16 protein-coding genes are annotated in these 13,955 nt (G+C 67.0%); 6 read left to right on the top strand and 10 right to left on the bottom strand.

Annotation, left to right across the window (positions count from 1 at the left end; genetic code table 11):
* Positions 1-143 precede the first annotated feature (143 nt).
* The 4 genes from AC5P78_RS04495 to AC5P78_RS04480 all read left to right on the top strand — a co-directional run bounded on the left by AC5P78_RS04495 (position 144) and on the right by AC5P78_RS04480 (position 3,765).
* Entirely contained in the window at positions 144-1,340 is a 1,197-nt protein-coding gene (locus tag AC5P78_RS04495) for a sensor histidine kinase (RefSeq protein ID WP_005408536.1), read from the top strand.
* Positions 1,340-1,981 (top strand): response regulator, encoded by a 642-nt coding sequence (locus AC5P78_RS04490; RefSeq protein ID WP_005408537.1) that lies wholly within the window; start codon positions 1,340-1,342, stop codon positions 1,979-1,981. Before AC5P78_RS04495 ends, AC5P78_RS04490 begins: the two co-directional genes overlap by 1 nt.
* Before the next feature lie 234 nt (positions 1,982-2,215).
* Positions 2,216-3,289, top strand: a complete 1,074-nt coding sequence (locus AC5P78_RS04485; protein ID WP_005408538.1) for a polyketide cyclase — start codon at positions 2,216-2,218, stop codon at positions 3,287-3,289.
* Between the two features lie 104 nt (positions 3,290-3,393).
* Positions 3,394-3,765, top strand: coding sequence for a DUF423 domain-containing protein (locus tag AC5P78_RS04480; protein ID WP_005412612.1), 372 nt, complete (start codon positions 3,394-3,396; stop codon positions 3,763-3,765).
* A 394-nt stretch (positions 3,766-4,159) separates the two neighbouring features.
* Here AC5P78_RS04480 and AC5P78_RS04475 read toward each other — a convergent pair whose 3' ends face one another.
* The 5 genes from AC5P78_RS04475 to AC5P78_RS04455 are packed head-to-tail and all read right to left on the bottom strand — an operon-like array spanning position 4,160 to position 6,858.
* Complete coding sequence (locus tag AC5P78_RS04475) at positions 4,160-4,969, bottom strand: M15 family metallopeptidase (RefSeq protein WP_099530014.1); 810 nt, start codon at positions 4,967-4,969, stop codon at positions 4,160-4,162.
* Positions 4,970-4,978: 9 nt separating this feature from the next.
* A complete protein-coding gene (locus tag AC5P78_RS04470) occupies positions 4,979-5,572 on the bottom strand; it encodes a PH domain-containing protein (RefSeq protein WP_024956285.1) in 594 nt (197 codons plus the stop codon).
* Between the two features lie 3 nt (positions 5,573-5,575).
* Positions 5,576-5,755 (bottom strand): DUF4177 domain-containing protein, encoded by a 180-nt coding sequence (locus AC5P78_RS04465; RefSeq protein WP_005408542.1) that lies wholly within the window; start codon positions 5,753-5,755, stop codon positions 5,576-5,578.
* A complete protein-coding gene (locus tag AC5P78_RS04460) occupies positions 5,752-5,931 on the bottom strand; it encodes a type II toxin-antitoxin system antitoxin (RefSeq protein WP_005408543.1) in 180 nt (59 codons plus the stop codon). The genes AC5P78_RS04465 and AC5P78_RS04460 overlap by 4 nt, the downstream gene beginning before the upstream one ends.
* Before the next feature lie 45 nt (positions 5,932-5,976).
* Entirely contained in the window at positions 5,977-6,858 is an 882-nt protein-coding gene (locus AC5P78_RS04455) for an SPFH domain-containing protein (protein WP_005408544.1), read from the bottom strand.
* A gap of 137 nt (positions 6,859-6,995) precedes the next feature.
* On the opposite strand from AC5P78_RS04455, the gene purT reads away from it, so the two are divergent.
* On the top strand, positions 6,996-8,183 hold the full coding sequence (gene purT, locus AC5P78_RS04450) for a formate-dependent phosphoribosylglycinamide formyltransferase (protein ID WP_005412617.1): 1,188 nt from the start codon (positions 6,996-6,998) through the stop codon (positions 8,181-8,183).
* A gap of 72 nt (positions 8,184-8,255) precedes the next feature.
* Here purT and AC5P78_RS04445 read toward each other — a convergent pair whose 3' ends face one another.
* The gene (locus AC5P78_RS04445; RefSeq protein ID WP_044569657.1) at positions 8,256-9,470 is read right to left on the bottom strand and encodes an endonuclease/exonuclease/phosphatase family protein; all 1,215 of its coding nucleotides are present in this window, start codon (positions 9,468-9,470) and stop codon (positions 8,256-8,258) included.
* A gap of 38 nt (positions 9,471-9,508) precedes the next feature.
* Positions 9,509-10,264: an arginyltransferase gene (locus AC5P78_RS04440; RefSeq protein ID WP_005408547.1), complete on the bottom strand. Its 756-nt coding sequence runs from the start codon at positions 10,262-10,264 to the stop codon at positions 9,509-9,511.
* A 156-nt stretch (positions 10,265-10,420) separates the two neighbouring features.
* On the opposite strand from AC5P78_RS04440, the gene AC5P78_RS04435 reads away from it, so the two are divergent.
* The gene (locus AC5P78_RS04435; RefSeq protein ID WP_005412620.1) at positions 10,421-10,981 is read left to right on the top strand and encodes an EF-hand domain-containing protein; all 561 of its coding nucleotides are present in this window, start codon (positions 10,421-10,423) and stop codon (positions 10,979-10,981) included.
* Between the two features lie 51 nt (positions 10,982-11,032).
* Here the strand turns inward: AC5P78_RS04435 and AC5P78_RS04430 are convergent, their stop codons facing one another.
* The 3 genes from AC5P78_RS04430 to tesB all read right to left on the bottom strand — a co-directional run bounded on the left by AC5P78_RS04430 (position 11,033) and on the right by tesB (position 13,884).
* On the bottom strand, positions 11,033-12,250 hold the full coding sequence (locus tag AC5P78_RS04430; RefSeq protein WP_414489654.1) for an RNA polymerase sigma factor: 1,218 nt from the start codon (positions 12,248-12,250) through the stop codon (positions 11,033-11,035).
* Between the two features lie 208 nt (positions 12,251-12,458).
* Positions 12,459-12,971: a pathogenicity-like protein gene (locus AC5P78_RS04425; RefSeq protein WP_414489653.1), complete on the bottom strand. Its 513-nt coding sequence runs from the start codon at positions 12,969-12,971 to the stop codon at positions 12,459-12,461.
* Between the two features lie 4 nt (positions 12,972-12,975).
* Positions 12,976-13,884 carry an acyl-CoA thioesterase II gene (tesB, locus tag AC5P78_RS04420; RefSeq protein WP_005412623.1) on the bottom strand — a complete coding sequence of 303 codons (909 nt, stop codon included), beginning with the start codon at positions 13,882-13,884 and terminating at the stop codon, positions 12,976-12,978.
* Positions 13,885-13,955: the final 71 nt, after the last annotated feature.

The following is a 13,955-nucleotide window of genomic DNA, read 5'->3' as shown; positions in this document are numbered from 1 at the left end:
CCGTGGGGTAACGCGGTTGGTCCATCAAGGGACCCTGCGCACGATTATTGCATGCCCGGGGTGGGCTGCGGCATGAACAGGCGACCGGGCAGGCATGACTTCCGTGGGGTGCGGTGTGCAGGCCGGGCCCGTAGAGTGCTGGCATGTTGGGAGTCCTCAGCCATACCCGCGTCCTTCGCCTGGCCGGCCTGTTCACCTGGGTCATGGTCGGTCTGCCCCTGGCGTACTCGCAGTTCGAGAACCTGCACAGCCGCGGTGACATGGGCGGCTGGGCGGTCCTGCTGTTCGTCGCCTACCTGTCCTTCGGCACCTCCTATTACTGGCTGACCCGCATCCTGCGCAGCGACAGCCCCACCAGCTGGCTGGACCGCGGCCTGCTGCTGTTGCTGACGATTTCGGCGCTGGGCGTCAGCTTCCTCAGCGGCTCGGGCCTGGGCAGCATCCTGATGATGGTGGCCGCCGGGGTCATCCCGTGGATGCTGTCGGTGCGGCTGGGCGTGCTGTGGCTGCTGGTCAGCCAACTGGCGGTGGCCCCGGTCTACTACTTGCTGCTGCGCTTCCCGTTGTTCGAAGCGGTGATGCAGTCGCTGCTGTACGGCGGCTTTTCCATGTTCATCTTCGTGACCAGCCTGGTTGCCCGGCAGCAGACCGAGGCGCGCGACGAACAGCGCCGGCTCAATTCAGAGCTGCGTGCCACCCGCGCCTTGCTTGCCGAGAGTGCCCGCGTCAATGAGCGCACCCGCATCTCGCGCGAGCTGCATGACCTGCTGGGCCACCAGCTGACCGCGCTGACCCTGAACCTGGAAGTGGCCGGGCACCTGGCCGAAGGGCAGGCGCTGGAGCACGTGAAGCGCTCCCACACCTTGGCCAAACTGCTGCTGGGCAACGTGCGCGAGGTGGTCAGCCAGCTGCGCGAGACCGGCGCGATCGACCTGGCCGCGGCGCTGCGCCCGCTGACCGAGAACGTGCCCTCGCTGGACATCCAGCTGGAGATCGAGGATCCGCTGAACGTGGAAGATCCCCAGCGGGCCCACGTCCTGCTGCGCTGCACGCAGGAGATCATCACCAACGCCGTGCGCCACGCCGGTGCGCGCCACCTGTGGATCAAGGTGTACCGTGAAGCCCCGGACCGGGTGGTGGTGGAGGCCCGCGACGACGGTGTCGGCGCGGACATGGTCAATGTGGGCAATGGCTTGCGCGGCATGCGCGAGCGCCTGCAACAATGTGGTGGCCAGCTGCAGATCGAGACCCGTCCCGGTGAAGGCTTCCGCCTGCGGGCAACGGTGCCGGCAACGGTGCTGGTGGCCGCCCTTACCAAGGTTCCTGAAGGAGTACGTTGATGATTCGCGTCTGCCTGGTCGATGACCAAACCCTGGTGCGGCAGGGAATCCGCTCCCTGCTGGCGCTCGACGATGGCATCGAGGTGGTGGCCGAGGCCGGCGATGGCCGGCAGGCGGTCGAGCTGATCCCGCAGGTGCGCCCCGACGTGGTCCTGATGGACATGCGCATGCCGGTGATGTCCGGACTGGAAGCGCTGCAGGTGCTGTCGCGGCAGGAACAGCTGCCGCCGACCATCATCCTCACCACCTTCGATGACGATCAGCTGGTGCTGGCTGGCCTCAAGGCCGGTGCCAAGGGTTACCTGCTCAAGGATGTGACCCTGGCACAGCTGGTCGGTGCCATCCGTACCGTGGCCGAGGGTGGTTCGCTGGTACAGCCGGCGGTGACCCAGCGCCTGTTGTCGGGCCTGGAGCACATGCGCAACGAGTTCGTCAGCCTGGACCGCCCGGACCCGCTGACCGACCGCGAGACCGAGATCCTGCGGCTGATGGCCAGCGGCTTCTCCAACAAGGAGATCGCCAACTCGCTGGGCGTGGCCGAGGGCACCATCAAGAACCACGTGTCCAACATCCTCTCCAAGCTGGGTGTGCGCGACCGTACGCGCGCGGTACTGAAGGCGTTCGAACTCCAGCTGGTCTGAGGAAAATCGTTTCGGTACAAAGACTTGGGTGGTGGCAGGGGGTTCCGGCCAAGGTGCCCCCCTACTTGCCGGGCAGCGGTATGCGTTACCCTTCGAATTCTTTGTCCATACAAATACGCAGCCGGCAGGGAAACCGGTGCGCCAATCCCGATAAACAATGCCCGCGAAGCCTGCTAGGATTGGCGCTTCGCTTCAATCAACCCGGCCGTGGGATCGGCCCCGGAGACTCTCTGAATGACCCGTATTATCGAGTTCCTGATCGCCTTGGGGATCGTGGCTGGCCTGTTCGTCATCATTGGCGTATGTCTGCCGGGCGAGCGTCACATCACCGAAAGCATCGAGACCAACCGCAAGATGACGATCGTGTACGACACGGTCAGCAGCCTGCGCCGCTTCAAGGACTGGAACCCGCTGGTACTGCGCGATCCCGCCGTTGAACTGAAGCTGTCCGGCCCGGCCTCCGGCAAGGGTGCCACCCTGGACTTCACCTCCAAGGACCTGGGCACCGGCTCCTGGAAGATCACCGACGCCGAAGAGAACAAGCGCGTTGCGATCGCCATCGAAGACGCCACCAAGGGTCACGACAAGGTCACCACCTTCACCCTGGAGCCGACCGGCAAGGGTGGCCGCAACGTGAAGATCACCCAGGACTACTCGGTGAAGTACGGCTTCGACCTGTTCGGCCGTTATGCAGGCCTGTATGTCAGCCGCCAGATCGGCGACGACATCAAGATGGGCCTGTCGCGCATGGCCAACATGCTGGCCACCGTCCCGAACGTCGACTACCGCACGCCGGAAGCCCCGCTGACCGATCTGGCCATCGTCGATGTGCCGGCTGAGGATCTGCTGGTCGTCAACGCCGGTAACGTGGACCGCGGTCAGGACACGATCACCAAGTCCATCAAGGACAACCAGGAGTGGATCAAGCGCGTGATGGAGGCCAATGGCCTTGAAGCCGCCGGTCCGTTCCGCATCATCACCACCGACTTCGGCCAGGAGAAGTACGCCTTCGACATCGCCCAGCCGGTGAAGAAGAAGGGTGCTGAAGGTGCCACCGCTGAAGCCCTGACCGTCAAGATCGACGGTGGCGCTCCGGTGAAGTATGTGCACGTGGCTCCGCACCGCTCGGCACATGCGGCCTACACCGGCCACATGGCGGGTCTGGACGTTGCCCGCAACGGCCTGCGCGCCTGGGCTGTGACCTCCGGCAACGAAGTGATCGACCGTCCGTACGAAACCTGGAAGGATGGCATCGACAAGTCGTTCACCCCGGAAGGTACCTACGACATTTACTGGGCCGTCAAGTAAGCCTCGGCTGACCCATGTAGTGTTGGACACGAAAACGCGCCGCTCATTGCGGCGCGTTTTTTTTTCATCTGGCGCCCGGAAAGGGCGCTGTGCAAGGAGCCCCCATGTTCAACCTGGAACGTCGCGCACGTAAGCCTTCCCTGCTGGCCTGTCTTGGTGCGCTGCTGGCGGCGGCCTCGATCGGCCTGTCCGCCTACGCATCGCACGCTGTGGCCGACCCGCTGGCACAGCAGCACCTGAACATGGCGGCACTGTATGCGTTCGCGCATGGCGCGGTGCTGGTGGCGCTTGGCCCGCGTGCGCAGGGGGCGATCGCGCACCTGGCGCTGTACGTGCTGCTGCTGGGCGTGTTGCTGTTTTCTGGCAGCCTGGTGGGTGGTGCGTTGTGGCAGTGGCCGACGCGGATGGCGCCGATCGGGGGCACCAGCATGATGGCCGGATGGGTGTTGCTGGCGATCAATGCGTTGAGGCGGTGACTGAGTCGAGGTTGTTTCTTCGATCCATGCTGATGCGATCTGCACCGTCCATGGGCGTTACTTTTCTTTTCGCGCGAAAAGAAAAGTAACCAAAAGAAACGCGCCGCCGGCCGCGAGCCGGTGCTGTGCACCGGTCCCCTGCGCTCCTCGGCCCGTCGAGGGGCGGTGCGGGAACTCGCTGCGCTCAGACACCCGCACCTCTTCGCCCTCGCCGGACCTGCGGTGCTCGGCTCGCTTGAAGGCGGACCCAACAGCCGCGCGCTGATCCCTTATAGAGGCTTCGAGCGAAGCGACCGGCTTCTGTCTTTGCCTTCTTGTTCCATCTCGTGGAGGGCGCGCGCGGAATCCGCCCGGACAGCTCCATGAATTTCGCCCTGCGGCCGCCACGAGGGGCTCAGCCGTTGGCCGGTCTCCAGCACCAATGCCACGGTTCGTAGACGATGCCGTGCGGGTTGTCGCGCGGGTAGCTCAGATGGAAGCCGTGCCCGCCGGCATGCGCCTGCAGCCACGCGAACGCGTCAGTGGTTTCGAATGATTCTTCGGCCGGGGCGTCGCCCGGTGTGCCGATGTCCAGCGCGTGGCCGCTGTGGTGTTCGCTGAAACCCGGTGCGGCATTCACCTTCAGGATCTCGGCCACGCTCAAGCCGCGCGCCAGCTTCCGTTCGAAGATGCCCAACTGGTAGGCATGGCTGCGGAAGCCGGAGATGGCGTCCAGCGCAATTCCATCCTGTGCCGCGTGCAGTCGCATCCGCCGCCAGCCCTGCGCGGCGCCACGGCGCAGCCACAATGGGCGTGCAAAGCGGTCGCGACCGGCGAAGTGCAGCAGGCACGGCTCGGATTCCAGCGGCAGGCCGCTGTCGTCGGCATAGCGCTGTGCATCCAGGCCAAGCTGCTGCAGGCGCTGCTGCAACCCGGCCAGCGGCAGCCACTGATCTTCCAGTCCGGCGCCGAAGGGCCGTGCAGCTGCGGCATCCAGCAGTGCCAATGCTTCCTCGACCCCGGGTTCGCGCGGCAGGCGCGGCACCATGGCGTGCACACCCTGCGCCAGTACCACCGCCAGATAGCGGCCATCACGCTTGCGCCGCAGCACCCACTGCGCCTGTGACAGCAGGCGTGAGTCCAGGTTGCTGCGCGCGCGCAGCAAGTCGGCGGGCCACAATTCGATGGCCTCGGTATTGATCAGCAGGGGGGCGCGTCGTTGCATCGCCGCAGCTTACTGCCGTGGCGCCGACGCGGCCACCTTGCGCAGCGCATCGAGCAGCGCCTGCGGCCGGTCCACACTGAGCAGCAGCGTGCTGCCATCACTGACCGGCAGGGCGAGCACACGCGCACGGTCGGTGACCAGGGCGAAGCCCTTGCCGCCTCCCTGCAGGCGAAAGTGGCCCGAGTAGAAGCCCGGCATTGAATAGCCATTGGTTTTGACACGGATGCCGTAGCGGCGGTCACGCTGCAGGTCGACCACCTCGGCCTGGTCCAGCCGCAACTGCGCCACCGGCACCCGCCGCCGGTACATCGTTGAACGCACGTCCAGCACATCGCCGGCCAGTTCCACCCGGCGGCGGAAGAAGGCCGTGCCCAGTCCAATGCCCAGCAGGGCAATCACCAGCAGGCTCCATGCCGCACTGCCGCCCATCCGGAACCAGGGCGGCGACAGCGTTACTTCGATCCAGGGTGCGCTCGCCGGTGCCTTGTACAGCTGCGCATACAGGCAGGCCACGAAGGCAGCCAGCAGCGGCAGCACGATCCAGAGCACGCGCAGCGGCGAGCTCTCGGCCACGTCAAAGGGTTTCGGGTCGCTGCCGCCCATGGTTCAGGCCTCCTTCTTGAACACCAGCATCGCCGGGCGCATCGGCGCCGGGATGATGATGTTGACCAGTTCCCAGCCCAGTTGGCCCTGGCGGCTGAGTTCGGCCTGCACGTCCTCGGGCTTGAGTACACCCATCATGGACGTCTTGACCTCGATGGTCTGGTAGCTCCAGCGCTTGCTCATTCCTTGTCCTCCGGCGATGGCGTGGGTTTCGGCAGGCGTCCTGCCTTGCGCAGGGCGTCGCGCAGTACGTATTCGATCTGCGCGTTGAGGCTGCGCAGCTCGTCGTCAGCCCAGCGCTGTGCCGCGGCCAGGACCTCGGCATTGATGCGCAGCGGATAGGCTTTCTTCTCACTCATGAAAACTCCTGGCGGGGCGGTGGGGCACCCCGTTGCGAGGATGGCTCAGTAAAGCGAACCGGCGTTGACGATCGGTTGGGTGCCGCGGTCCGAGCACAGCACGGTCAGCAGGTTGCTGACCATGTGCGCCTTGCGTTCCTCGTCCAGTTCAACCACGCCGTTCTTCTGCAGTTCGGCCAGGGCCATTTCGACCATGCCGACTGCACCGGCCACGATGCGCGTGCGAGCGGCGATCACCGCGTTGGCCTGCTGACGCTGCAGCATGGCCTGGGCAATTTCAGCGGCGTAGGCCAGGTGGCTGATGCGTGCGTCGATCACCTGCACGCCGGCGTCGGCCAGACGCTCGGCCAGCTCGTTCTTCAGGTGCTGGGAGATCTCGCTGGCGTGGCTGCGCAGGGCCAGCTGGCCATCCTCGTGCTGGTCGTAGGGATAGCTGGTGGCCATCGCGCGCAGCGCGGATTCGGACTGGATGTGCACGAAGCTCTCGTAGTCGTCCACGTTGTAGACCGCTTCGGAGGCGTCGACCACCTGCCAGACGATCACTGCGGCGATCTCGATGGGGCTGCCGTCCAGCTCGTTGACCTTCAGCTTGCCGCTCTCGAAGTTGCGCACGCGCTGGCTGACCCGGCGCTTGGCATAGAAGGGGTTGTTCCAGCGCAGGCCGTTGTCCTTGACCGTGCCCACGTACTTGCCGAACAGGCTCAGCACGGCCGCCTGGTTGGGCTGGATGGTGTACAGGCCTGCCAGGATGAACACGCCCAGCGCCACCAGCAGGGCGCCCAGCAGCATCAGCAACAGGTTGGGCGAGCCGGCACTGGCCTTGGCTGCCACTCCCAGTACGAACAGGGCGGCGCCAGCGAGGGCGACGAGCAGGGCGCCGGCCAGCGTGCCGAGGCCGTTGAGGGAAGACAGCGACTTCTCTTTCATGGCGGTACGTCCTTGAGGGTTCGGAATTAAGATATCAAAGTGATATCACTTGTCGGCTACCGTTCGTCGGATGCCGTGGCCGGGGCGGTCGGCCAGCTAGAATGCCCACCCGCCTTCACATCGCTGCTGGAACCGCCATGGCCAAGCTTGGAACTCCGTTGTCCCCCTCCGCCACCCGCGTGCTGCTGCTGGGCTCGGGCGAACTCGGCAAGGAGGTGGCCATCGAGCTGCAGCGGCTGGGCGTGGAGGTGATCGCCGCCGATCGCTATGCCGATGCGCCGGCCATGCAGGTCGCGCACCGCTCGCACGTGATCGACATGCTCGACGCGATGGCCCTGCGTGCGCTGATCGCCCAGGAGCAGCCGCACCTGGTGGTGCCGGAGATCGAGGCCATCCACACCGAAACCCTGGTCCAGCTGGAACAGGAACAGGGCCTGCGGGTGATCCCGACCGCGCGCGCTGCGCGCCTGACCATGGACCGCGAAGGCATCCGCCGCCTCGCCGCCGAGACCCTGGGCCTGCCGACCTCGCCGTACCGCTTCGTCGATACCGAGGCCGAATACCGTGCTGCCGTGGCCGCCATCGGCCTGCCGTGCGTGGTCAAGCCGGTGATGTCGTCCTCGGGCAAGGGCCAGAGCACCCTGCGCAGCGAGGCGGACATCGCCCCGGCGTGGGAGTACGCGCAGACCGGTGGCCGTGCCGGTGCCGGCCGCTGCATCGTCGAAGGCTTCATCGATTTCGATTACGAGATCACCCTGCTGACCGTGCGCCATGCCGGCGGCACCTCGTTCTGCGCGCCGATCGGCCATCTGCAGAAGGATGGTGATTACCGCGAAAGCTGGCAGCCGCAGCCGATGTCGAGCGCCGCGCTGGCGCGTGCCGAAGAGATTTCGCGCGCGATCACCGACGACCTTGGCGGCTGGGGCCTGTTCGGCGTCGAGCTGTTCGTGAAGGGTGATGAGGTGTGGTTCAGCGAAGTGTCGCCGCGCCCGCACGACACCGGCCTGGTGACGCTGGTATCGCAGGAACTGAGCGAATTCGCGCTGCATGCGCGCGCCATCCTTGGCCTGCCGATTCCGGTGATCCGCCAGAGCGGCCCGTCGGCATCGTGCGCATTGCTGGCACACGGCGAGGGCGTGCCGTACTTCAACAACGTCGCCGCCGCGCTGCAGGTGCCGGACACCGCCGTGCGCCTGTTCGGCAAGCCGAGCGTGCACGGTCATCGTCGCGTGGGCGTGACCCTGGCGCGCGCGGAAACCATCGACGAAGCACGCGCCATCGCGCGTGATGCCGCCGAAGCCATCGGCGTCGAACTGCGCCCCTGAAAAAGGAGCGACGACCAACGGTCGTCGCCTACCGAAACCCGGTGGGTACCGACCGTTGGTCGGTACGCTGCTCTACCGCACGTCCACCCACACCAGATGATGGTCGCTGCCGTCGGCGATCTTCGCTTCCGGGCTTTCATTGGCCGGCCAGAAGATACCGCTGCCGACGTATTCGAAACCGGTCGAGGGCAGCACGTAGTCCAGGCGCATGGTGCCGGACTTCGGGCCGAAATCGCCGGTGGCGTGGAACGGTGCGCCCTTGCGCTCGATGCCCTTGGCCGCATAGGCCAGGCTGGTCTGCTCGCCGCCGACGCTGCGCGGGGTGGGGTAGCGCAGCACGCGGGCGTTCTCGATCAGCTCGACGATCGCCTCATGGCGACCGTCGCCGTCGACCGGGTCGTTGTTGAGGTCGCCGAGGATCACGAAGCGCGCGTCCTGCGCCAGGCCGCCGCACTGGCCCTTGTCGTCGCACAGCCACGGCTTGTCACCCTTGGACAGGTATTCCTGCCACAGGCGCAGTTCGTCGTGGTTGCGCGCCGCGTTGCGCTTCTCCGGACCGTCGAACACCGGCGGGGTCGGATGCGAGACCAGCGCATGCACCACGCCGGCCGGGGTCTTCACCGGCACGTCCCAATGCGACTTCGACGACAGGCGCAGCTGCGACCACACGTGGTCGTTGTAGAAGCTCTTGCCGGTACGCGGATCGACCGGGCGGATCGCACCGGGCATCGCGCTCCACTTCAGCAGCTGGAAGCTGCGCACCTTGGCTTCATCGATCGGGTAGCGCGACAGCACCAGCATGCCGTACTGGCCCGGGTGCAGGCCGTAGCCCCATGCATCGTTGCCGCGGCTGCGGCCTTCGCCACCGACCACGCCGTTGTTGTCCAGGTCCAGCCCGCTGGGCACGCCGGTGTTGACCGGTGCCAGGTAGCGGTAGGCGAAGTGCAGCGGCTTGCCGCCGCCAGGCTGGGCCACTTCCAGGTAGCGCTTCTGGAACAGGTCGGCGGCGCGATGGGCGTCGTCGAAGTCGAACTCATTCAGCAGTACCAGGTCCGGGCGCACCTGCTGCAGCACCGCGGCGATCTTGCGCGCGTGTTCGCTGTCACCTTCCAGTTCCTTGATCAGGCCACCGGCGTCATCGGAGTACAGCGAGGTGTTGTAGGTGGCCAGGCGCAGCGCAGCGGACGGCTTTTCGGTCATCGCGGGGGACGTGGCGAAGGCAGGGGCGGTGGCGCCGCAGAGCAGGGCCAGGGCGAGGATCAGGGGGGGGCGGCGGGTCATGTTCATGGGCCGTATTGTGCACCCGGCCCGGTGTCAGCGGTTTGTCAGCGCCCGTCCAGATCATTGTCGAAATCGTGCCAGCGGCGGCCATCGTAGGCTTCCAGCGGATGGAAGCGACGCTTGTAGTCCATCTTCTGGTGGCCGCGGATCCAGTAGCCCAGATACACGTGTGGCAGCCCCTCGCGGCGCGCCCATTCGATCTGTTGCAGGATCGCGAAGGTGCCCAGCCCGCGCGCGGCATGGTCCGGGTCGAAGAAGGTGTAGACCGCCGACAGCCCGTGCTCGGTGACGTCGGTCACCGCCACCCCCAGCAGCTGGCTGGGCTGGCCGTCGTGGCCGGGCAGGCGCATTTCCATGAAGCGGGTGTGCGACCAGCTGCCGATCAGGAACTGCTCGAACTCGTGCGGTCCATGGTCGTCCATGCCGCCGTTGGCGTGGCGGTGGGTGAGGTAGCGGTGATACAGCGCGAACAGGTCGTCGCGGGCGGTGGCGGCGGTGATCCGCACCTCCAGGTCGGCATTGCGGGCGGCGCAGCGGCGCTGGCTGCGGTCCGGAGCGAAGCGCGCCACCGGGATGCGCACCGCCACGCAGGCCTGGCAGTGCGCGCAATGCGGCCGGTAGACCAAGTCGCCGCTGCGGCGGAAGCCCCAGCTCAGTGCCAGCGGATAGAGCGCACCGAGGCGGCGGTCGTTCGGGTCCAGCACCAGGTCGCGTGCCACCCGGTCCGACCAGTACCCGCAGGGGTGCTCGCCGGTCTGGAAAAGTCGCAGTTCGTCGTCTCTGTCGCCATGTATCGCCATGGGCACAGCATAGCCCCAGGTTGTCGCAGTGGCGGCGACTGTCCGGCGGATGAATGGAATCGGCAGTAGCGTCAACCGACGTCGCGCCCGGGCGTTGTTGTCCCCCGAGGGTGAAGTGATCACCCCGACGCTGTTCCCATCCCCAGGAGTGACCTCATGATCCGTACCCCCCTGCTGCTGGCCCTGCTGCTGGGCACCTCCGCTTCCGGTATCGCGCTGGCCGCCGACACCCCGACCACGCCCGCGCCGCGCCCGGCCAGGCTGGACACCAACGGCGACGGCGTCATCGACCGCAGCGAGGCGGCCGCCAACCCGCGCCTGGCCGCGAAGTTCGACGAGCTGGACAAGAACAAGGACGGCAAGCTCTCGCGCGATGAGCTGCCGCGCTGGCAGCATGGGCGACGTGGCCACGGCGGTGAGCGCTGGGCCAAGCTGGACGTCAACAAGGACGGCCGCATCAGCCGCGAGGAAGCCAAGGCCGATCCGCGCCTGGCCGCGCGCTTCGACCAGCTTGATCTGAACAAGGACGGCTACCTGGACAAGGCCGACCGCGAGCTGCGCATGAAGCAGCATCGTGATGCCTGGTTCGCTGCCGCCGACACCAACAAGGATGGCCAGCTGAGCAAGGCCGAGTTCGACGCTGCCAAGGGCCCGATGCACGGTGGCCCGCGCCATGGCGGTCCGCGTGATGGCGCTGCGCCGAAGCCGCAGCGCTGAGGTTCAATGCAGTGATTGATGACAACGCCGGCGTACTGCCGGCGTTGTCCGTTACACGTTTCCGTTGCGCATCAGCGCATATACCACCAGGCCGATCACGAATACGTTCGCCCCGATGATGCCGGTGCGCCCGTACACGGATTCATATTTCCAGTTGGTTCCGCTGCGGCCGCGCCGCGCTGAATCGCGCGCGATCATGGGTGCCATCACGCGCTGCAGCGGCACCAGGCACTGGTAGTTCACCGTACCCAGGCCGATGACGAGAATCGCAAGTTGCAGCCAGATTGGCACCTGCAGCATCTGCGAGATCAGCAGGCTGGTGCAGACGACCATCGCGGTGAACGTATTGAGGTGCACGAAGCGCCGCACTGCTGTTCGTTCCTGCTGGGTGTCTGCGAAGCGCAGCAGGAAGCGGCCACCCAGATAGCTGCCGATGATGCCGCCGACGACGCCACCGGCAACGGTGGCCCAGTCGCTGGCGGGAATCAGGTGCAGCTGGCTGGCGGCGGCCGTCAGTGAACCCATGGCAGCCCCGCCTGCGGCACTGACGCCGCCCAGGCCCAGCTTGCTGCCGCCCACGCCGACGCCGGTGCCGAGCAGGATCGCGGCGCTGGCGGTGCCGGGCGCGGCCACCAGTACCATCGAAGCCACCGCCGTGGCGAATGCGGCGCTCGGCGCGCTGCTGCGCGCGAACTCACCGAAGCGCTGCAGCAGGCCGTCGCGCACCAGGGCACGTGCACGTGACAGGCGCTTGCGCACGGCCGCATCGCTGAGCCCGAGCAGATCGGCGACCTGTTGCGAGCGCTGCCCTTCGCGGTAGTACAGCAGCAGGACTTCGCGGCTGTCGGCCGGCAACGCTGAAATGATGTCCTCGGCGGCGACCTCTTCTTCCACCCGCTGCAGGCGGTCGGCCGCGCCCGGTGAAGGGTCGGCGGCCATGCCCATCGCCACCTCGGCGGCCTCGCCGGTCAGCGGCCGGCCACGTTGTGCACGCAGCCAATCGCGGGCCAGGTTGCGGGTGATCTGCCGAAGCCAGGGCAGGAAGCTGGTCGAACTGCGCAGCTGGTGCAGCTGCTGCCAGCCCTTGACGAAGGCTTCCTGGGCGATGTCCTCGCTGGCCTGGCGGTCGCGGGTGATGGCCAGCGCGATGGCGGTGACCGTGTTCTGGCAAGCCAGCACGATGCGGCCATAGGCGTGCTGGCAACCGCTGGCGGCGGCCGGCAGTTCGCGTTCCAGGGTCTGGTCGATCGATGCGGCGAACGTCGTCATGGCGGCGGCTCTCCTGCTGGGATTGTGTCCCATGACGGAGCCGCGCGCCCAATGTGACCGACTTTCTGTGCGGTAGTGCCGGCCGCTGGCCGCCATCCTCATGACAAAAAAGGGGACGGAGGGGATTAAGTCGTTTGTGCCTCAAACGACTTAATCCCCTCCGTCCCCTTTTTGTGGCTGCCGGACGGCGGCCGGCACTACCCGTGCGTCATTTTGAGGGCTGGATGCGGACCCGGACTTCTTCTTCCTCTTCCGGCGCGGCCTGCGGTGCCGGCTGTACCTGCTGCGGCTGGGCCTGCGGCGCAGGGGCCGGTGCGACCGGTGCCGGGGCACCGCGATGGCGCAGGCCGATCACCAACGCCACGCCGGCGATCACCACCAGCAGGGCGATGCGGATGCGCCAGGCCCAGCTGCCGCCGCCGCTGCCCGGTTCCGGCGCGTCGCGGAAGGCGAACTCGGCGGTCGGGTGGTCGCGACGGGTGGTGTCGAGCAGGCGCGCCTCGCGCAGGATTTCACGCGCGCGCGGCTGATCGTCGGCGCGTACGATCCACACCGCTGGATAGGCGTTGGCGTTGCCCAGGTCGGTATAGCTGAACTGACCGCGGCGGCGGGTCTTGTACGAGCGCCCGTTGGTCACCTTGACGTCGATGCCATGCTCGCGCAGGAGCTCGGCCACGCCTTCGACGGTTTCCACGCGCTGGCTGCTGAAGATCTGGCGCATGGGGTTACTCCTTGGCTGGCACGGCAGCGGCCGCGGCCTGGTCGGGAACGACGCGGATCAGGCCTTCCTGCGCGGTGCTGGCCACCAGCACGCCATTGCGGGTGAAGAACTGGCCGCGGGCCAGGCCGCGCGAATCCTGCGCGCTGGGGCTGTCCAGCGAATACAGCAGCCAGTCGTCGGCACGGAACGGGCGGTGGAACCAGATCGCGTGGTCGAGCGAGGCCATCTGCACGTGCGGATGGTAGTAGCTGATACCGTGCGGGAAGGTCGCCGTGCCCAGCAGGTGGAAGTCGGAGGCGTAGGCCAGCAGCGCCTGGTGCAGCTCCGGCGCATCGCCCACCGGTTCGCTCAGGCGCAGCCACACCTGGTGGTAGGGCGGGCGCTTGGGCGGGTTCAGTTCGTCGCGCGGGTACACGTGGCGGAACTCGAACGGGCCACCGCGCGACAGCCAGCGCTGCACCTTGATCGGCAGGCGTTCGAGCACTTCCGCCGGCAGCGGACGATTCGGCTCGATGTCTTCCGGCTGTGGCACTTCGGGCATCTTGTGCTGGTGCTCGGCGCCGGTCTCGGCCTGCTGGAACGAGGCCGCGCAGAAGAAGATCACCTTGCCGTGCTGGATCGCGGTGACCCGGCGCACCGAGAAGCTGCCGCCATCGCGGGTGCGGTCCACGTCGTAGACGATCGGGTGGTCGATGTTGCCAGCGCGCAGGAAATAGGCATGCAGCGAGTGCACGTGGCGGCCATTGTCGACCGTGGCCTGCGCTGCGGCCAGCGCCTGGCCCAGCACCTGCCCGCCGAACACGTACTTGGTGCCGATGTCGCGGCTCTGCCCGCGGAACAGGTTGTCCTCCAGCCGCTCCAGCGTGAGCAGATCGATCAGCTCGGAGACGACGGGTTCGGGCGTGTCGTTCAAGGGGGGCGGCCACAGCAGTGAAGAGGCCCCGATTATACCGGTGCAGGCCAGCCCATCATCGGTAGTGCCGG

The organism is Stenotrophomonas sp. YJH_SMC_133 (genome assembly GCF_059370655.1).
This window is presented reverse-complemented; position numbering and strand designations above follow the sequence as displayed.